The 18,884-nt window shown below is 66.5% G+C and carries 16 protein-coding genes; 7 read left to right on the top strand and 9 right to left on the bottom strand.

All coding sequences use genetic code 11. The features are described 5' to 3' along the window. Positions 1 to 36 precede the first annotated feature (36 nt). Both JX552_RS28125 and JX552_RS28120 read right to left on the bottom strand, forming a co-directional pair. Positions 37 to 1,683, bottom strand: coding sequence for a PPE family protein (locus JX552_RS28125; protein ID WP_205875042.1), 1,647 nt, complete (start codon positions 1,681 to 1,683; stop codon positions 37 to 39). Positions 1,684 to 2,293: 610 nt separating this feature from the next. Then, positions 2,294 to 4,027: a PPE family protein gene (locus JX552_RS28120; protein ID WP_205875036.1), complete on the bottom strand. Its 1,734-nt coding sequence runs from the start codon at positions 4,025 to 4,027 to the stop codon at positions 2,294 to 2,296. Positions 4,028 to 4,294: 267 nt separating this feature from the next. On the opposite strand from JX552_RS28120, the gene kstR2 reads away from it, so the two are divergent. The 3 genes from kstR2 (at position 4,295) to JX552_RS28105 (ending at position 7,060) form a co-directional block, all read left to right on the top strand. Beyond that, positions 4,295 to 4,897, top strand: a complete 603-nt coding sequence (gene kstR2, locus JX552_RS28115; protein WP_205875032.1) for a TetR family transcriptional regulator KstR2 — start codon at positions 4,295 to 4,297, stop codon at positions 4,895 to 4,897. Positions 4,898 to 4,899: 2 nt separating this feature from the next. Further along, positions 4,900 to 6,069, top strand: a complete 1,170-nt coding sequence (gene fadA6 / locus JX552_RS28110; RefSeq protein WP_205875031.1) for a steroid 3-ketoacyl-CoA thiolase FadA6 — start codon at positions 4,900 to 4,902, stop codon at positions 6,067 to 6,069. Between the two features lie 130 nt (positions 6,070 to 6,199). After that, the gene (locus JX552_RS28105) at positions 6,200 to 7,060 is read left to right on the top strand and encodes an endonuclease domain-containing protein (protein ID WP_205875030.1); all 861 of its coding nucleotides are present in this window, start codon (positions 6,200 to 6,202) and stop codon (positions 7,058 to 7,060) included. A 105-nt stretch (positions 7,061 to 7,165) separates the two neighbouring features. On the opposite strand, the gene JX552_RS28100 is transcribed toward JX552_RS28105, so the two are convergent. Genes JX552_RS28100 through echA20 form a run of 5 tightly spaced genes read right to left on the bottom strand, consistent with a single transcriptional unit; the run spans position 7,166 to position 12,652 of the window. After that, entirely contained in the window at positions 7,166 to 9,175 is a 2,010-nt protein-coding gene (locus JX552_RS28100) for a fatty acid desaturase (RefSeq protein ID WP_205875029.1), read from the bottom strand. Between the two features lie 30 nt (positions 9,176 to 9,205). Next, the gene (gene ipdC / locus JX552_RS28095; RefSeq protein WP_205875028.1) at positions 9,206 to 10,273 is read right to left on the bottom strand and encodes a (3aS,4S,5R,7aS)-5-hydroxy-7a-methyl-1-oxo-octahydro-1H-indene-4-carboxyl-CoA dehydrogenase; all 1,068 of its coding nucleotides are present in this window, start codon (positions 10,271 to 10,273) and stop codon (positions 9,206 to 9,208) included. Then, positions 10,270 to 11,016, bottom strand: a complete 747-nt coding sequence (gene ipdB / locus JX552_RS28090) for a cholesterol ring-cleaving hydrolase subunit IpdB (protein ID WP_205875027.1) — start codon at positions 11,014 to 11,016, stop codon at positions 10,270 to 10,272. The genes ipdC and ipdB overlap by 4 nt, the downstream gene beginning before the upstream one ends. After that, positions 11,013 to 11,897 carry a cholesterol ring-cleaving hydrolase subunit IpdA gene (gene ipdA, locus JX552_RS28085; RefSeq protein WP_205875026.1) on the bottom strand — a complete coding sequence of 295 codons (885 nt, stop codon included), beginning with the start codon at positions 11,895 to 11,897 and terminating at the stop codon, positions 11,013 to 11,015. The genes ipdB and ipdA overlap by 4 nt, the downstream gene beginning before the upstream one ends. Then, on the bottom strand, positions 11,894 to 12,652 hold the full coding sequence (gene echA20 / locus JX552_RS28080; RefSeq protein ID WP_205875025.1) for a (7aS)-7a-methyl-1,5-dioxo-2,3,5,6,7,7a-hexahydro-1H-indene-carboxyl-CoA hydrolase: 759 nt from the start codon (positions 12,650 to 12,652) through the stop codon (positions 11,894 to 11,896). The genes ipdA and echA20 overlap by 4 nt, the downstream gene beginning before the upstream one ends. Positions 12,653 to 12,747: 95 nt before the next feature. Between echA20 and JX552_RS28075 the strand changes: the two genes are divergently transcribed. The 4 genes from JX552_RS28075 to JX552_RS28060 all read left to right on the top strand — a co-directional run bounded on the left by JX552_RS28075 (position 12,748) and on the right by JX552_RS28060 (position 17,942). Beyond that, positions 12,748 to 13,506: an SDR family oxidoreductase gene (locus tag JX552_RS28075; RefSeq protein WP_205878727.1), complete on the top strand. Its 759-nt coding sequence runs from the start codon at positions 12,748 to 12,750 to the stop codon at positions 13,504 to 13,506. Between the two features lie 15 nt (positions 13,507 to 13,521). After that, positions 13,522 to 14,442: an SDR family oxidoreductase gene (locus JX552_RS28070; protein ID WP_205875024.1), complete on the top strand. Its 921-nt coding sequence runs from the start codon at positions 13,522 to 13,524 to the stop codon at positions 14,440 to 14,442. A 77-nt stretch (positions 14,443 to 14,519) separates the two neighbouring features. Then, positions 14,520 to 15,185 carry a hypothetical protein gene (locus JX552_RS28065; RefSeq protein WP_205875023.1) on the top strand — a complete coding sequence of 222 codons (666 nt, stop codon included), beginning with the start codon at positions 14,520 to 14,522 and terminating at the stop codon, positions 15,183 to 15,185. Between the two features lie 174 nt (positions 15,186 to 15,359). Further along, the gene (locus JX552_RS28060; RefSeq protein WP_205875022.1) at positions 15,360 to 17,942 is read left to right on the top strand and encodes a PE family protein; all 2,583 of its coding nucleotides are present in this window, start codon (positions 15,360 to 15,362) and stop codon (positions 17,940 to 17,942) included. A gap of 86 nt (positions 17,943 to 18,028) precedes the next feature. Here the strand turns inward: JX552_RS28060 and JX552_RS28055 are convergent, their stop codons facing one another. Both JX552_RS28055 and JX552_RS28050 read right to left on the bottom strand, forming a co-directional pair. Beyond that, a complete protein-coding gene (locus tag JX552_RS28055; protein ID WP_205875021.1) occupies positions 18,029 to 18,487 on the bottom strand; it encodes a nitroreductase family deazaflavin-dependent oxidoreductase in 459 nt (152 codons plus the stop codon). A 9-nt stretch (positions 18,488 to 18,496) separates the two neighbouring features. Further along, a complete protein-coding gene (locus tag JX552_RS28050) occupies positions 18,497 to 18,883 on the bottom strand; it encodes a DUF8021 domain-containing protein (RefSeq protein ID WP_205875020.1) in 387 nt (128 codons plus the stop codon). Position 18,884 lies beyond the last annotated feature (1 nt).

Genomic DNA, 18,884 nt, shown 5'->3' with positions numbered 1-18,884 from the left:
TTTGTGTTTGGAGCGAACTGGTGGCGCGCCAAAGGGCTAACCCAGCAGCCGGCCGAGGCTGAAGATGCCGGACAACGACGCACCGAAGTTGAGCAGGCCGGAGTTGAAGCCGCTGATGACGCCGTCCAATGGATCGCTGCTTGCGGGGGTGGGCAGTCCGAAATTGAAGAAGCCCGAGCCCCTGCCGTTCACCTCGGGCGACCCGCCGGCGGTATTCCCGATGCCGGAGAGGAAGCCGCTTGCGGGGCCGCTGGCGGAATTGAAGAATCCCGACGTGCCCTCGCCGGCGTTGAAGAAACCGGAGCTGCTGGCGCCGCTGTCGGTGGTCGCGCCGACCCACGTATTCACGCTGCCGGCGTTCCACAGCCCGGTGTTCGAGTCGCCGGAGTTCCCGATTCCGGTGTTGGCCAGGCCCGAGTTGTCCCAACCGGTGTTCCAGCTGCCGGCGTTGGCGAAGCCGGTGTTGACGCTGCCCCCGTTGGCGAAGCCGGTGTTGACGCTGCCCCCGTTGCCTACCCCCGTATTGCCGAAGGCGGCGTTGAACAGGCCGAGGTTGCCGGTGCCGGAGTTGCCCACGCCTATGTTGTTGAGGCTTCCGGGAGCGAAAGGGTTTGAGCCGGAACCGAAGAGGCCGACATTGCCGTCACCGGAGTTGAAGAAGCCGATGTTGTTGTTGCCGGAGTTGAACAAGCCGATGTTGCCATTGCCGGCGTTCAAGCCATGCAGGACGAACTGGCCGGTGGCGCGGTCGAAGTAGGCGTTGCCGAAGCCGATCAGGTTGTCCCCGGTAAGGCCGAAACCGATGTTGTTGTTGCCGCTGCTGCTGCCGCCCAGATTCCGATCCCCACTGTTGCCCAGGCCGACGTTGCTGTTGCCGCTGTTGCCGAAACCGATGTTGTTGTCACCGTCACCGGCGAACCGAAAGCCGTTGCCCAGGCCGCTGTTTCCGAAACCGATGTTGTTCTGGCCGAAGTTGCCGCCACCGATGTTGCCGCTGCCGACGTTGCCGCTGCCGATGTTCTGGCTGCCGTTGTTACCGCCGCCGAGATTCGAGCTGCCGAGGTTGCCGCCGCCGAGGTTGCCGCCGCCGACGTTGCCGCTGCCGATATTGGCGTTGCCCAAATTTCCGACGCCCAGGCTGGGCAGGGTGGCGATAAGTTGCTGCAGCCCGGTCGGAATCGGGATCAGGTCTGCGACCGCCGCCGAGGCGCCGGAGTAGTAGCCGGCCATTGCGGAGACGTCGGCGGCCCACATCTCTTCGTAAACACTTTCGGCGGCCGCAATCGCTGGGGCGTTGAGCCCCAGAATGTTCGAGCGCACCAGCGCAACGAACGCGTTGCGATTCGCCTCGACGGCTAGCGGATGAACTGTGGCGGCCCGAGCAACCTCGAAGGTGCTGGCCACCGCGTTGGCCTGGGTGGCGGCGAGGAGCGCCTTCGTCGACGCGGTGTTGAGGAACCCGGTGTACGGTGCCGCGGCCGCCGCCATGGTTGCCGCGGCCGGTCCCTGCCAGGCCAGGCTGGCCAAACCGGAGGTCACCGACGAAAACGCTTCGGCCGCCGTCGCCAACTCGTCGGCGAGACTGGCCCAGGCACTCGCGGCTTCGAGCATCGGCGCCGACCCGGCGCCGATGAACATCCGCAACGAATTGACCTCAGGCGGTAGCACCGCAAAGTTCGACACGCTTGTCCCCCCAGATTGATGCGCAGCGGCCCCCCATGACCGCCGACTTGCAAACCCTGGCTGACACTACGGTGGGTTTGGCTACGCCACATGGCATTTCGTCAAAATTTGAGTCGACTAATCAATTGGTGCAGGTGAGGCGGTCAGGGCCGGCTGAGCTTGAGGACCGTGTGGCCCCCAGATCCCCGATTGAAATGACCCGTGGTGGGACGGCTGTCGACGGGAGGAAGCTGTCGCGTGAGCTGAAGATGCCGACGTTGCACTGCCGGTGTTGCCGCTCCCGATGTTGGAGACGCGCCTGTTACCGGATGCCGATATTGGGCAGGCTCTGCAGGCCGGCGGTCCAGGGCGCCAGTTGGGCCCCGGCCGGGGCGGCGCCGGTGTGGGGCCGAACCTGCACCGAGGAACATTCGCAAGAAATCAATTTCCGGTGGGAGCGCAGCGAAATTCATCTCGACGCATGACCATATAGCGAAACCTGCTCGCAAGCAGGTGTTTTCGGCAATGGCCGCCAGGGAGACCGAACGATCAGGCCTGGTGCCGGCAGTGCGGAATGCTCGCCAAGGCGCAGGCCTCGGCGAGCATTCTGGTGCGCTCCATCCTCGATTGGTTACAGGTTCTTCAGAAGTTGTGTGAGGCTGAAGAATCCGCCACCAAAGCTGCCGGTGTTGAAGAAGCCAGAAGCAAAGCCGCTAACGGTGATCGGAGGCGGGAAGATGGGCGGTTGGCTCGCCGGTGCACCGGTGTTGAAGAATCCGGATATGGCGCCGTTCACCGCGTTGGCGCCGCTCGCCTTATTGAAAAAGCCCGAGACGCTACTGGCGCCGGTACCGCTGGTGGAGTTGTTGAAGCCCGAGGCGTTTGTTCCCGTGTTGTTGAAGCCGGACTGGGTGGCGGCGACGTCGGTAGTAGATCCGATGGTGGTGTTGAAGTCTCCGGAGTTCCAGAAGCCGGTGTTGACGTTGCCCGAGTTCCCGTCGAAGGTGTTTAGCGAGCCGGAGTTGCCCCAACCGGTGTTCAGGCTGCCCGCGTTTCCGAAGCCGGTGTTAAGGGTGCCCGAGTTTCCGATTCCCGTGTTCAGGCCGCCCAACCCGGTACCGGAGTTGCCGATGCCGAAGTTTCCTGAGCTGGTATTGCCTATGCCGATATTGCCGAAGCCGGAGTTGCCGATGCCCAGGCCCTGAATCTTGCCCAAATCGGCCGGAACCAGGTTGGCGCCCGAGCTGAAGATGCCTACATTGCCGTCTCCGGAGTTGAAGAAGCCGATGTTTCCGGTGCCAGAGTTGCCGAAGCCGATGTTTCCGGTGCCGGAGTTGAGACCGTCAAAATGGAACTGGCCCGCTACCGTGTCGTAGTACGCCCCGCCGATGCCGACCAGCTTGTTCCCGGTGAGGCCCAGCCCGATGTTGCCATTCCCGGTGTTTCCGGCGCCGACGTTCGAATCGCCGTGGTTCCCGACACCGAAGTTCCCGTTGCCGGCGTTACCGAGGCCAACGTTCGCGCCCGGGTTGGCGCTGGTGAGGGGATTGCCAAGGTTTCCGAGGCCGATGTTGCCATTGCCCCTGTTCCCGAAGCCGATGTTTCTCGCACCAGCGTCGCTGCCGGTGAAACCACTATTGCCGCTGCCGACGTTCTGGTTCCCGATGTTTCCGCCGCCGAGGTTCAGGTCGCCGGTGTTTCCGTTGCCGATGTTGTTGTTGCCGGTATTACCGTTCCCGACGTTCAGCCCGCCGTCTTTGTTGCCGATGCCGATGTTCGGGTCTCCGGGCGCGGCGGGGGCGGCGCCCTTGACCCCGCCGAAGAGCTGTCCGATGCCGGGCAGGCTCTGCAGGGTCTGCTGCCAGGACGACAGTTGGGCTGCTACTGCGGACGCGCCGCCGTGGTATCCGAACATGGCGGCGACGTCGGTGGCCCAGAACTCCTCGTAGGCGGCCTCGGCTGCGGCGATGAAGGGGGCGTTGAAGCCGAAGAAGTTGGTGCGGACCGCTTGCAGCATGGCTTGCCGGTTGGCGGTGATCACTTGCGGGTGGACCATCGCGGACTTGCAAGCTTCGAAGACCGCGGCGACTTCTTTGGCGCCGGTGGAGGCGGTGAGAGCGCGGGTGGACGCCAACCGCAAGAACAGGTGGTACGGCTCTGCGGCTCGGGTCATGGCCTGGGCTGCGGGCCCCTGCCAGGCTTGGCCGGCCAGGTTCGAGGTCACTGAGGAGAACGAGTCCGCCGCCGAACCGAGTTCCTCGGCCAGGCCCGACCACGCCGCCGCGGCTTGCAGCATGGGGGCAGGCCCAGCACCGCACATCATCCGCATGGAGTTGATTTCCGGTGGAAGCATGGAAAAGTTCATGGCGCGCTGACCTCCGTTAATCCCGCCGCCCGTGGCGAGTAGACCCGATAGCGCAGAACCTTAAGGCTGCGTGCTGAACTTTGTTCCGTTTTGCTGAAATTTTCTCGAAATCACTCCGGAGTGGACGTTCCGCCCGATCTGTCGTCGCCCTGCGGTAGCTGACGCGATCCCGGCGGGTCCGCTCGATGAGCCGGATGGCGCGCGACCGTAGCGGCCTGGGCGGACCTGCCATTGGCCGAGCAAGCGCTTGGTTGATACCCTGGTCCAGTGGAGCGTGTGGCCGGCCAGGCTAACAGTCGCCGAGACGAGTTATTGGAACTCGCGGCGGTGATGTTCGCCGAGCGCGGTTTGCGTGCCACCACGGTGCGCGACATCGCCGACGGCGCCGGCATTCTGTCCGGCAGTCTCTATCACCACTTCGCCTCGAAAGAGGAGATGGTCGACGAGTTGCTGCGCGGTTTTCTCGACTGGCTCTTTGCGCGCTACCGCGAGATCGTCGACAGCGAACCCAATCCCTTGGAGCGCCTGAAGGGCTTGTTCATGGCGTCGTTCGAGGCGATCGAGCATCGGCACGCCCAGGTCGTCATCTATCAGGATGAGGCGCAACGACTTTCGTCCCAGCCGCGATTTTCCTACATCGACGACCTGAACAGACAGCAGCGCCAGATGTGGGTCGACCTGCTCAAGCAGGGCATCAAGGAGGGTTACTTCCGGCCCGATTTGGACGTCGACCTGGTCTATCGATTCATCCGTGACACCACGTGGGTGTCGGTGCGCTGGTATCAACCCGGCGGACCGCTCACCGCCGAGCAGGTGGGTCAGAAATATCTCGCCATCGTTCTGGGTGGAATCGCGAAAGAAGGGATTTGAAAATGGCTGGGTTTTCCGAGGCCTATGTGATCGACGCTGTGCGGACCGCGGTTGGTAAGCGCGGCGGCGGGTTGGCCGGAATCCACCCCGTCGACCTTGGTGCCTTGGGGTGGCGCGGACTGATGGACCGGGTGGACGTGGACCCGGCCGCCGTCGACGACGTGATCGCCGGTTGCGTCGACGCAATCGGCGGGCAGGCCGGCAACATCGCCCGACTGTCGTGGTTGGCTGCCGGTTACCCCGAAGAGGTGCCGGGTGTCACCGTCGACCGCCAATGCGGATCCAGTCAACAGGCCATCTCCTTTGGCGCGCAGGCGATCATGTCTGGTACCGCGGACCTCATCGTGGCCGGTGGCATGCAGAATATGAGCCAGATCCCGATATCGTCGGCGATGACCGTCGGTGAACAATTCGGATTCACCTCGCCCACAAACGAATCCAAGCAATGGCTGCACCGCTACGGCGACCAGGAGATCTCCCAGTTCCGGGGCTCGGAGATGATCGCCAAGAAGTGGAACCTCTCGCGTGAAGAGATGGAGCAATACTCGCTGACCAGCCACGAGCGTGCCTTCGCGGCGATCCGCGGCGGCAACTTCGACAACGAAATCCTCAGTGTCGAAACGGAATCCGGGGCTTTCCGCGTCGATGAAGGACCACGGGAGTCCTCGCTGGAAAAGATGGCCGGATTGAAGACTCTGATCGAGGGCGGCCGTTTGACCGCGGCGATGGCAAGCCAGATTTCCGACGGCGCGTCCGCGGTGCTGCTGGCCTCCGAGCAGGCCGTCAAAGACCACGGTCTGACCCCGCGTGCGCGCATCCACCACATCAGCACCCGCGGAGCCGACCCGGTGTTCATGCTCACCGGGCCCATCCCGGCCACCCGTTACGCGCTGGATAAGACGGGACTCTCCATCGATGACATCGACACCGTCGAGATCAACGAGGCTTTCGCACCCGTCGTGATGGCCTGGCTCAAGGAGACCAAGGCCGACCCGGAGAAGGTCAACCCCAACGGCGGCGCGATCGCGCTCGGTCACCCGTTGGGCGCCACCGGCGCGAAGTTGTTCACCACCATGCTGAACACGCTCGAGCGCATCGGCGGTCGTTACGGGCTTCAGACGATGTGCGAGGGTGGCGGCACCGCCAACGTGACCATCATCGAGCGTCTCTAGTTCTCATCCCTTGGCGTCGAGTGTGAATCTCTCGACGCCACAACGGCGTGTCGCGTCGTGAGTTACACACTCGCTCGGAGGTGGGGATGGGTGACGGCGGCAATCGGTGGTCAGGTGACAGCATCCGCGCATGGACTGGCCGTTTCTCGGCACCGAAGTGCTGTCCGCGAACGCAATTCCCGAGCGCGCCCTGCGCACGCTGTACGCCGCCGTCTATCCGGGCATCTACTGCCCGGCCGGTATCGAGCTGACCGCGAGTCAACGAGCACGAGCCGCATGGCTGTGGTCGCGCCGGCGCGGTGTTGTCGCGGGCAATTCGGCGGCGGCGTTACTCGGCGCGAAATGGGTCAGTCCCTCGTTGGATGCTGAGTTGGTACACGACAATCGAAAACCTCCGGCGGGCATCGTCGTTCACTCGGACAGGCTGGCATCGCACGAAGTGCTGACTTTCGGCGGGATCAGAGTGACCACCCCGGCTCGCACCGCATTCGACATAGGACGCCGAACCACCACCCGCCTACTCGCAGTTCAGCGCCTCGATGCCCTGGCGAAGGTGACCGATGTCAAGGTCGCCGATGTGGAGGCCGTCGTCGCTGAACATCGCGGCGCGCGCGGCCTGGTCAGGCTTAGGCAGATATTGCCGCTGGTGGATGGTGGCGCGGAATCGCCGCAGGAGACGCGGACGCGGCTGGCATTAATCGATGCCGGGCTACCGAGACCCCAGACGCAGATCAGGGTATGCGGCGATTACGGAGACTTCGTGGCGCGCATCGACATGGGCTACGACGAGTTGCGCGTCGGCATTGAATATGACGGCCCTCAGCACTGGACGGATCCCGAACAGCGCGCCCGCGATATCGACCGGCACGCCGCGTTGCTCGATCTGGGCTGGACGATCATCAGGGTCAGCAGCGAACTGCTTCGATATCGGCAGGCCACTTTCATCGGCCGCGTCGTCGCGGCGATGGAGGCGGCGGGCTGGCGTCGATGACTTGCCGAGTGTGAATCTGCCGACGCTCAAACGGCGTGTCGCGTCGTGAGATTCACACTCGGCGGCGAAGGGGAGGGGAGTGGCCGGCGGGCGCTTGCAGTGGACTCAGGCGTCGTAGTCGACGGAGACGAACGGCGTCGTCGGATGTGACTGGCACGTCAGGATGTAACCGGCGTCCAACTCGGCCTGCCCCAGCGCGAAGTTGTGGTCCATCTCGACGCTGCCCTCGACCAACTTCGCCCGGCAGGTGCCGCACGCGCCACCCATGCAGGCGTACGGCGCATCATCGCGCACCTGCAGCGCACCTTCCAGAATCGAGTCGCCGGGCGTCAGGTCGTACGTCCATTGCTTGCCGGACAGGGTGAACGTCACCGTCGCAGCCTCATACGACTGGTCCGTGGCCGGAGCGCTCTCGAAGCCGTGGAAGAGTTCGAGGTGGATGCGCTCGCCGTCCACCCGGTGCTCCAGCAGCGTCTCGCGCACCGCGGTCGTCATCTCCAAAGGACCGCAGATGAACCACTCGTCGACATGGTCGGGCTGCAGATTGCCGGTCAGCCAGAGGTTGAGTTTGTCCCGGTCGATCCGCCCTCGCAGTTCCGGAGCGTGCAACGATTCACCCGAGAGCACATGCAGCACTTCCAGGCGGTCTGCGTACCGCGATTCGAGGCGGTCGAGTTCGGCGCGGAACATCGTCGACTCCTTGGTGCGGTTACCGTAGATCAGCGTGAACCGGCTCTCCGTCTCGATCTCCAAAGTTGTTGCGACAATTGACAACACGGGCGTGATCCCGCTGCCGGCCACCAGTCCGACGTAGTGTTTGCGGTTCAGCGGATGCAGCGGGGTGCCGAACCGGCCGGTCGGCGTCATCAACTCCAGCACGTCACCGGCCTTCAGCTGTTCGGCCACGAACGTCGAAAAGGCGCCGCCGGGAATGTGTTTCACCGCGATCCGTAGCTGCGCCCGTGTTGCTGGAGCGCAGATCGAGTAGTTGCGGCGCACGCCTTCGGCGCCCACGACGGTGACGTGCTGGCCCGGCTCGAACCGGAACGCGTCCTGCAGATCCTCGGGCACGGCGAAGGTGACCAGGGTGCTGTCGGCGGTGATGGGATCCACCGACGCGACCGGGATGCGGTGCAGCACGGCGTGCGGCGAACTGGATCGGGACGGCATCCGAACCGGCAGCAGCTTGGACAGCCGACCGTTGAGCTCCTTCCACTCCCGATACTCATCGGGATTGAGCTGCTGGCCGAAAACGGTGTTGATGGCCGCGTTGCGTTCCAGGTAGGCTTCTTCGTTGCGTTTCCAGGTCCGCAGGTACCGGTAGAACGGGACCGACGGGTGCAGGTGGTGCACCAGGTGGTAGTTCTGCGACAGCAGCACCGGGGTGAACAGCCACTCGGCGCCGACGCGATTGCGGGTCGCGCGGTAGCGGTTGGTGCGCTGAGTGTCTTCCAGCCCGTGATGAGGCAGCCAGTCGAACCACCAGGCCAGGATGGTCAGGCCGATGCGCTGTGGGATCAGGAAGACGACGAGCAGGATCCAGAAGTTGCCGGTGGCGATCGCGACGGCCAACCCGGTGAGGGACAGCACCATCATCACCACCGTCTCGGCGACTTCGGTGACGGGCCGACTGCGGGCACGCGGCAGGTAATACCGCAGGTAGAAGTACTCCACCTGCGACCAGCGCAGCGGCAACTGCCACCATTTCCCGTGCGAGGCGAAGGTGTCCGGATCCTGGTCGTCGTCGTTGGAGTGCCGGTGGTGCTGAATGTGGATGTACCCGAACGACGGGAAGGCGACCACCGGACCGACGAAGAGCCAGGCCAGGCGCCCCATCAGCCCGTTGACCCAGCGAACCGAACTGATCGAGTAGTGCGATGCGTCATGCACGACGGTGAACATCACGAACGTCACCGCCGCGTTGACCGGAATGGTCACCCACCAGGGTGACCAGCCGTTGACGTAGCCGACGGTGCAGGTGACAAATGCGGTCAGGGACGCGAGAAAGATCCCGATGGTGGGCAGGGCGAGCTTGGGTACCGCCTCGCCCGGATCGGGCAGCGCGTGCTGCGCGGCGGACCCGGAGGTCGCTGGTGCCTGCTCGACGGTCGACATAGCTGGAAGAGCTTAGTCGACACGCGTCAACTACTCCACTAGCTTCGACGCGGCCTGCAGATGTTCGATCGCCTCGGCCACGACCGACTCGATCAACTCGGCGCACGACGGCAGGTCGTCCAGGATGCCGGCCACCTGGCCGGAGGCCAGCACGCCGGCCTCGGTGTTGCCCTCCACCAGTCCGGCCTTGAGCAGCATCGGGGTATTGGCCGCCATCACCACCTGCGACCAGGTGAGTTCCTTGCCGTGCCGCATGGCCAAACCGTCTTGGATCATCGACCGCCAGCTCATCTGCGACATCTGCTTGAACTTGGCGGCGTTGCGCACCGCCGCAGTGAAACCCCTTGCCCGCGAGCCACTTTCCAGCTTCTCCACCAGGCCGGTACGCAGCACGCGGTGCGGCATGCCGTCGACCCGGGTGGTGACCACCGTGCCGTCCAGAGCCGACTCCAGATACCGCCGCTTGACCGCGTCGGGAACCGTGGAGTCCGACGTGAGCAGGAAGCGGGTGCCCATCGCTACGCCGGCCGCGCCATACGAGAGAGCCGCGGCCAGTCCGCGTCCGTCGAAGAATCCGCCGGCGGCGATCACGGGGATGCCGGTGCCCTTGACCGCGTCCAACACGGACGGCAACAGCAGGGTGGTGGCGACTGGGCCGGTGTGCCCACCACCTTCGCCGCCCTGCACGATCATCGCGTCGGCACCCCAACCGGCGACCTTGCGGGCATGCTTGGCCGCGCCGATCGACGGCACGACCACCGCCCCGGCCTCTTTGAGCCGGGAAATGAGTTCCGGCTTGGGTGCCAGAGCGAACGACGCCACCTTGACGCCCTCACGGATCATCAGCTCGACACGATCACCCGCGTCGGCGGCGTCGGCGCGGATGTTGACGCCGAACGGCTTGTCTGTCGCAGATTTGACTTTGCCGATGGCCGTGGCTAATTCGTCCAGTGTCATGGTGGCCGACGCCAGGATGCCCAGGCCGCCGGCGTTGGCCGTGGCCGAAACCAGCCGCGCACCGGCCACCCAGCCCATCCCGGTCTGCACCACCGGGTGCTCGATGCCGACCAGCTCGGTCAGCGGTGTCCTGAGCTTCACTGCCGGATCTCTCTGTCGCGCAACGCTTTCGGGTCGATGACCTCGCGAATCAACCGCAGCTCGTCGTCCGTCGGTGGTCGGGTTTCGTCCGCCTCGGCGAGCCCGTGTACTTCGAACGAGGTGGCTTCCCGGACGTCGTCGGGGGCGACGCCGGGATGCAGGGACACCGCGCGCATCGTGTGGTCCGGTCCGCCGAAGTCGAAGACGCCGAGGTTGGACACCACCCGGAAGACGTTGACGAACCGGAACGCGGGATTGTCCGGGTCGACCTTGTCGTAACCGATGCCGGAGACGATGTCGACCGTTTCGGTGAACACCCGCTTGGAATGATTGCCTACCCAGTAGCTGGTGGCGTGGTTGATGGTGTTGCCTGGCGAGCCGCGCACCCCGAACATCTGCCGGGTCGGCTGTTGCAGCGGGCCGAATGCCGAGATGTTCTGATTGCCGTAGCGGTCAACCTGATTGGCGCCCATCACGACATGGCGCCGGCCCCAAGACAGGGTCTCGAAGACCCGCCCGAACGGCATCCAGCCTTCGACCGGTCCGGTCTTGCCCAGCGCCGGTGTATCGGCGAGCAGTTGTGCCTCGCCGTCGGTCAGCAGGACGTCGGGGGAGAACGTCAGCCGTGCCAGCCGGGCGCCCACCGATGCCATGTTCGTCATCGGGCTGATCATGATTTCGCCGGCGTCCCTGAACAACTCGGCGCAGGCGACCGCGCATACCTCCGCCCGGGAGACCGTCATTTCGCTGCCTCCTCGGCGAACTTGCGCACGGCGGACTGGTAGTCCTCTTCGCTGCCGGACAGATATCTCTCGACGAATTGTTGCCAGCCTTCCTCGGTGGAGGCGGCCTCGGCGTAGTGCCGCTGGAACTTCTCGTCGCGGCCGTAATCGGGTGCGGCGGTGGTGAAGTGAGCGCCACCGGGTGCTTCGACCACACCGTCCACCATCATCCGGTTGATCAACAGCGCTTGCGGTGGTACGGATTTGACGAGTTCCTCGGTGGAGACGATCCGTTCCACCGACAGGAAGCGCTTGTCGGCGGCCATCAGGAACAGGTCGTCGAAGTAGGGGTCGATGCCGGTGTACGCGGCATTGCCGCGGTTGTCGCCGATATTCAGGTGGGCGAACGCGGCGTCCAGGCGCAGCGCGGGCATGGCGATCAGCATTTCGTACCCGCCATCGGTCGGATAGGGGCTGGTGACGGTCTTGAGCTCGCCCTCCCAGAAATCCAGTACCGCACTACCGAGTCCAGCGCGGGTCGGCAGGAACGGCAACCGTTGAGCGGCCGCCTGCAGCCCGTTGCGCAGCATGCCTTCGTCCATCTCGCGAGCCTCAATGGCACCGCTGGTGCGGGCCTTGGCGAACCACGGGTCGTAGAACGGTGGCGAGTCCAGCGAGACGAATCCGTAGTAGACCCGTTTGACCTTGCCGGCCGAGCACAGCAGGCCCAGATCCGGTCCGCCGTAGGTGACCACGGTCAGGTCGGTGACGTCGGTGCGCAGCAGGGCACGGACGAAGGCCATCGGCTTACGACGCGATCCCCAACCGGCGATACCGATGGTCATGCCGCTGCGCACGTGCGAAACGGCGTCGTCCAGGGTGGTGCGCTTGTCGCGTGTCATTCCTTCTTGCCTTTCGCCGTTCCGGCGAACGCGTCGCGGTGCTCGTCGGCAACGCCGGCGAGGTTGAGCTCGAACGTAAACCCTTGCTCCATGCGGTAACTCGAGTTGACGCGTTGTACGTCTATCAGGTTCAGCGCTTCCTTGGCGGCACGGATGACGCGGGTGTCCTTGGCGGCGATGTCGCGGGCCACCCGCAGTGCCGCTTCGTCCAGCTCCGCGCGCGGCACCACCTCGTGTACCGAGCCGAAGTGGTGCAGGGTTGCGGCGTCCACGGTGGCGGCGGTGAAGAACAGCCGCCGCATCATGTGCTGGGGGACCAGGCGGGACAGGTGGGTGGCCGCGCCGAGCGCGCCGCGCTCCACCTCCGGCAGCCCGAATGTCGCGTCGTCGGAGGCGACGATGACGTCGGCGTTGCCGACCAGACCGATGCCGCCGCCGACGCAGAATCCGTTCACCGCGGCGATCACTGGAACTGCGCATTCGTAGACAGCACGGAACGCCGCGAAGCAGCCGCGGTTGGCGTCGATCAGCGCGGTGAACCCTTCGGTTCGCTGCATTTCCTTGATGTCGACGCCGGCGTTGAAGCCGCGGCCTTCGGCACGCAGGATCACCGCGTGGGTCTGCGGATCCCGTCCGGCCGCCGTGATCGCGTCGCCGAGTTCGAACCATCCCTGCGACGGAATGGCGTTGACGGGTGGATAGTCGACGGTGACCGCGACTATTCCCGGTTCTGGGGTGGTGGAGGTGATCGTCATGGCACTTCCTGCTGGATCTGCTGGGTCAGTTACCTAAGCAAGCACTTGCTTGGTACGCTAGCACAGTGACCCGACCCCGCTCAGCACCCGACGGCATCAATCTAGGTCTGGCCGGGCGCGTGGTGTTGGTGACGGGTGGCGTGCGAGGCGTAGGCGCCGGCATCAGTACGGTTTTCGCCGAGCAGGGGGCGACAGTCGTCACCTGCGCGCGTCGGCCCGTGGAGGGTTTCCCGCATGAGTTTCACAGTTGCGACGTGCGCGATGACGAGGCTGTCAAGGCCCTGATCGACGCGATCGTCGAACGGCACGGCACGCTCGATGTCGTCGTGAACAACGCCGGCGGTTCGCCGTACGTGTTGACCGCGGGATCAAGTCCGAGATTCAGCCGCAAGATCATCGAGCTCAATCTGATTGGTGGCCTGGTGGTTTCGCAGTTCGCCAACGACGTAATGCAGAACCAGCCCGGCGGCGGCTCGATCGTCAACATCTGCAGTCTCAGTGGCCGGCGGCCCAGTCCGGGCACCGCGGCCTACGGGGCGGCCAAGGCCGGCCTGGAGAGTTTGACCGAGACGCTGGCGGTGGAATGGGGGCCGAAGGTCCGGGTCAACGCGTGCGTGGTCGGCATGGTCGAAACCGAGCAGGCCGACCTTTTCTACGGTGACGCCGAGTCGATTGCCGCGATTTCGAAGAATGTGCCACTTGGCCGGTTGGCCAAGCCGGAGGACATCGGTTGGGCCGCAGCATTTTTAGCGTGTGACGTGGCGTCGTATATCAGTGGGGCAACGCTGGAGGTGCACGGTGGCGGCGAGCCGCCGCACTATCTGGCCACGACGAACGCCAGCGCGATCAAGTAGAGGGAGAAGGTAAGTATGGGTTTGCTCGACGGACGGGTTGTCATCGTGACCGGCGCGGGCCGCGGCATCGGCCGTGCGCACGCCCTGGCGTTCGCCGCGGAGGGTGCGCGCGTGGTGGTCAACGACATCGGCGTCGGACTGGACGGTTCGGCCGGCGAAAGCCCGGCACAGCAGGTCGTCGACGAAATCATCGCGGCCGGAGGGGAAGCCGTGACCAACGGCGACGACGTCGCCGACTGGACGGGCGCGCAGAACCTGATCGACACCGCCGTCGACACCTTCGGTGGGTTGGATGTGCTGGTCAACAACGCCGGTTTCATCCGCGACCGAATGTTGGCCAACACCAGCGAAAGCGAGTGGGACGCCGTCATTCGCGTGCATCTCAAGGGACACTTCGCCACGCTGCGGCACGCGGCAGGCTATTGGCGTCGGCAGATCAAGGCCGGCACCGTCGGGCCCGATGACCTCAACGCCCGCATCATCAACACGAGCTCCGGCGCCGGCCTGCAGGGCAGCGTGGGACAGGGCAACTACTCCGCGGCAAAGGCGGGTATCGCCGCGCTGACCCTCGTCGGTGCAGCCGAATTGGGCCGCTACGGCATCACCGTCAATGCGATCGCGCCCGCTGCCCGCACCCGGATGACCGAGGCGGTGTTCGCCGAGACCATGGCCGCGCCCGAGGACGGCGGGTTCGACGCGATGGCGCCGGAGAACGTCTCGCCGCTGGTGGTGTGGCTGGGCAGTGTCGAATCCCGCGACGTCACCGGCAAGGTATTCGAGGTTGAGGCCGGGCTGATCCGCGTCGCCGAGGGGTGGGCGCACGGACCGCAGATCGACAAGGGCGCGCGCTGGGATCCCGCCGAGTTGGGTCCGGTGGTCACCGATCTGCTGGCCAAGTCGCGGACGCCGGTTCCCGTGTACGGGGCCGGTTCATAGCCGGCGTCGTAACATAGGCACCGAAAGGAGCGGGGAAGTCGGCGAACCGTTCGGAAAGCCATTGTCCCTGAACACCATTGGACGAGCCGGTAGCTGAATCGCTCAACGACCTGACGACGCACGGTTATTTCACGGCGGAGTTCTGCGCCGGTACGACCCCGCTGGGCCACAGGTGGGAACTTCGGCGGTTCGACGGCAGCCTGCTTGCCCGAACCGCCAGGGTGCACCGCGGCGGAGCTGTTGCGCAGCGATTGTGGAAGGTTGTGGTTCTGACCGGCATGGACGCCGGCAACGACATCCATGTCGAACTGCGGGGAGCATGCGGTGCCGTGTTGGCTCGGATCAGCTCGATCAACGAGAAACCGGCGCCGGTGACGGTGAGCGATCCAGATGGGCGCCTCATTGCAAAAAGTGTCCACCACAAGGACGTCCTGACGGTGTACGGCGCCGATGACGGCATAACTGCGCGCATTGAGTGCCGGGGCGGTGGTCCTTGGCCGGTGAATGATGCGCGGGGCGCGTTGATTGGCGAACTGGTCGGCGGTGAACCGGGACCGTCGGTAAGTCCCCAGCTCTCCGAACTGCTGGTGTCGCCCCAGACGGCGCTCAACTCGGCGGCCTACAACAACAGTCAGCATCTGGGTTTGCGCCGGGTCACCCGATACAGGTTCATCCCAGCGACCGAGCGACCGGCGCCCATGCCGGTCGTGTTGCTGCCACTTTTGGCCGGACTCACGTACTGAGCCGCGTCTTCCGACGCGGTCGACCGTTGGGGTGAACTCGGTCGCCGTCAGGACCTGGGGACGGATTCTTCGCGAACTGCAAGACGGGCGTTTCCCCGCCGCAGTACTGTGCGTTTCTACCCGATCCATGATCAGGGCATGGGCTGGTATGGCGCGACCTCTCGGAGGTGTCAGATGTCATTCGTGATCGTGGCGCCGGAGAACATTTTCTCGGCAGCGACAGATTTGGCCGGCATCTCGTCGGCCCTCGACGCCGCGGATGTGTCGGCCGCGGCTCGAACCACCGGGATTCTTGCGGCTGCCGAGGACGAGGTGTCCGCGGCGATAGCGGCGGCCTTCTCCCACCACGCCCTGGGTTATCAGGCGCTCAGCACACAGGCGGCGGTCTTTCAGCAGCAGTTCCTGTCGGCCTTGACGGCGGGTGCGGGGGTCTATGCCGCCGCTGAGACGGCCAACGCTTCTCCTCTGCAGCAGTTGCTTGCCGGGGTGAACGCGCCGGTGCAGGCGCTGACCGGGCGCCCGCTGATCGGCAACGGCGCGGATGGGGCGCCGGGCACCGGTGCCAACGGGGCGCCGGGTGGGTGGCTGCTCGGTGACGGCGGTGCCGGCGGCTCCGGAGCGCCCGCAACGGCGTCCACACCCGGCGGCTCCGGCGGCGCCGGCGGTGCGGCCGGACTGTTGGGCTCAGGTGGTGCCGGCGGCGCCGGCGGGCGCACATCGTTTGCCGCACAGCCCGCTGGGCGCGGCGGCGCCGGTGGGTCCGGCGGGTGGTTGTCGGGCGACGCTGGTGTCGGCGGCGCCGGCGGAGCCGCGTGGGGGGGCGGAATGGCCGGCGCCGGCGGGATGGGCGGGGCCGGTGGCTTGCTGGGCAGCGGCGGAGCAGGCGGCGCGGGTGGGGTAAACGTAGCTGCGGGCACCGGCGGCGCCGGGGGGGCCGGCGGGACCGGCGGGCTGCTCGCCGGGCTGGTTGGCGCCGGCGGCGGTGACGGCGGAGTCGGCGGCTTCGGCCAAATCGCCGGCGGGGCAGGAGGTGACGGCGGCGCCGGGGGCCTGCTCGCCGGACCGGGTGGTGCCGGCGGCGCCGCCGGGGGCAGCATGAAGGCTCCCACCGGCGCGGCGGGGGGGAACGGTGGCAACGCCGGCCTGCTGTTCGGCAGCGGCGGTATCGGTGGGGATGGCGGGTTTAGCGGTATCGGCACCGGAGGGGCCGGTGGGCGCGGTGGAAACTCCGGTCTGCTGTTTTCTAGCGGGGGTTCGGGCGGGGCCGGCGGATTCAGCGGTGGTGGCCCTGCTGCGGCCGGTGGGACCGGCGGAGCCGGCGGCGACGGTGGTTTGCTCGGCTGCGGCGGGATTGGCGGCGCCGGAGGGTACGGCACGAATGGTGGTTCTGGCGGGGCCGGCGGCGTCGCCGGCAAACTGCTGGGCATCGGGGGTGCCGGCGGGGCCGGTGGCGAGGGCTCGACGACTGGCGGTGTCGGCGGGCTGGGCGGGAACGCCGTGCTGCTCGGCAACGGCGGCAACGGCGGCAACGGGGGGACGGGCCCAACATTCGGCGCCAATGGCGCGGGCGGCACTGCCGGCCTGGTGTTCGGAGCCAACGGGACTAACGGTCCCGATCCGGCGGCGCCCCTGCCACCGGTGCGACAGGCTCTGCTGGACGCGATCAACTCGGTCACCAGCCGTCCACTGATCGGTAATGGTGCGAACGGGGCCCCGGGCACGGGAGCCAATGGAGCGCCGGGCGGGTGGTTGCTCGGCGACGGTGGGTCCGGCGGGTCGGGGGCGGCGGGCAGCGGCCAAGCCGGAGGTGTGGGCGGCGCCGGTGGGCTGTTGGGATCCGGCGGCGCCGGCGGGGGTGGCGCGAGCGCCTCGTCGGGTACCGCCGGGGCCGGTGGTGCCGGCGGAGCCGGGGGTTTGGTGTCGGGCAATGCCGGAGTCGGCGGGGCAGGTGGACCCGCGACGGGTTTCGGGCCCGGCTCGATCGGCGGGGCGGGCGGGCTTGGCGGTAACGGCGGGCTGCTGGGAGCGGGCGGCGCCGGCGGCGGTGGCGGCTTCAGTCTGGGCTCCGGAGGTGCCGGCGGGACGGGCGGCGGCGGGGGGCTGCTTGCCGGGTTGGTCGGCGCCGGCGGCGGTCACGGTGGTGGTGGCGCCTTCGGCCACACCAACGGCGGCGCGGGCGGGGCCGGGGGCAACGCGGGCCTGATCGCGGGGCCCGGCGGCGCCGGCGGGGCCGGCGGGGTTGGCGCAGGCGGCGTCGGTGGTCACGGCGGCAACGCGGGCAATGCCGGCCAGCTGTTCGGCAGCGGCGGGCTTGGTGGAACCGGCGGACTCAGCGTGGGTGGCTCCGGCGGGGCGGGTGGTCATGGTGGAAACGCCGGCCTGCTCTTTTCGAGCGCCGGCGGTGGCGGTGGCGGCGGTAATGGCGGCACTACCGGCGGCGCCGGGGGTGACGGCGGCGATGCCGGCTGGCTGGGCTGCGGCGGAATCGGCGGAGCCGGCGGGTATGCGAGCGTCAGCGCCGGTGCCGGGGGCAAAGGCGGGACCGGTGGGGGGTTGTTGGGTGTCGGTGGCGCCGGCGGCGCCGGCGGGGACAGCACCTCCACCGGAGGCAAGGGCGGTGACGGCGGCAATGCCGTGTTGATCGGCAACGGCGGCAACGGCGGCAACGCCGGCGTCGGTCCGACCACGGGTGCCGGCGGCACGGGCGGCACGGGCGGGACAGTGCTCGGCGTCGACGGGTTGGCCGGGTTGACGTAGCCGGCCGGTTCGGTGCCGTAGCAACGAACTGCGCTTCAGCGCTTACGGTTTGGGCGGACTCGAGGGGTTTCGTTCGGCCTCGGGCATCAGGCTGGGGCGCAGATGACGATCGGGATTGTGCGATCGGTCCAGGACTGGTAGTCCTCGTAACTCGGGTACATATCCACCAGTTGCGGCCAATACCTGGCGCGCTCCTCGTCGGTGGCATCGCGGGCGGTCAGGTCCAGCACTTCCTTCTTGATCTGCACCTGCACCTGGGGATTGGCCTTGAGGTTGAGGTACCACATCGGGTTTTTGGCCGCCCCGCCCTTCGACGCCGCCACGATCACCCGGTCGCCGTCACGCAGGAAGTACAGCGGACTGACCCGGGGTTCGCCGGTCTTACGGCCGGTGGTGGTCAACAGGGCCACCGGGATCTTCTGAAACGTTCCGCCCAGACCTTCGCCGCCGTTACGGCGATACAGCCACGTGTTAAGTCGTGACATCAATTTGATGAAGTGGTCGGTCAGGGGTGAATCCTGAAAACGTGGACGGGATTTCGGCATGGACTGATCCTAGTGCTGAATGAACGGCCGGAAGCTGGCTCTGATGTGGTGGATCTCGGCCTTGCCGGTGGCACTTTCGGCCGGAATCACGAAGGTCTCGTCGACGCGGGCCGCGACTCGCCGTCCGGCGAAGGCCGCCTTGCTAACAATGTCGAAGCGGGCGTGCACCTCGTCGCCGTCGATGCGGTAGTCCGGCGGCGTCACGTCGGCGATGACACGGTATTGCAATCCGCGATTGAGGCCGCGCCGCAAGTGATTTCCGGAGAAGCCGTTGCGCAGGCCGAACTCGGTGCGGGTACAGCCCGCCGCGAACGGAACCGCCTCGGCGTCGTGACTGACCAACGCATCGATGTAGCTCTGCGCCGCCGCGATGCGCCTTTCCTCGGAGACGTGCACC

This window comes from Mycobacterium gordonae (assembly GCF_017086405.1).
Classification (GTDB): domain Bacteria; phylum Actinomycetota; class Actinomycetes; order Mycobacteriales; family Mycobacteriaceae; genus Mycobacterium; species Mycobacterium gordonae_D.
The sequence above is the reverse complement of the archived record's forward strand: the minus strand, read 5'-3'. Positions and strand labels throughout refer to the sequence as shown.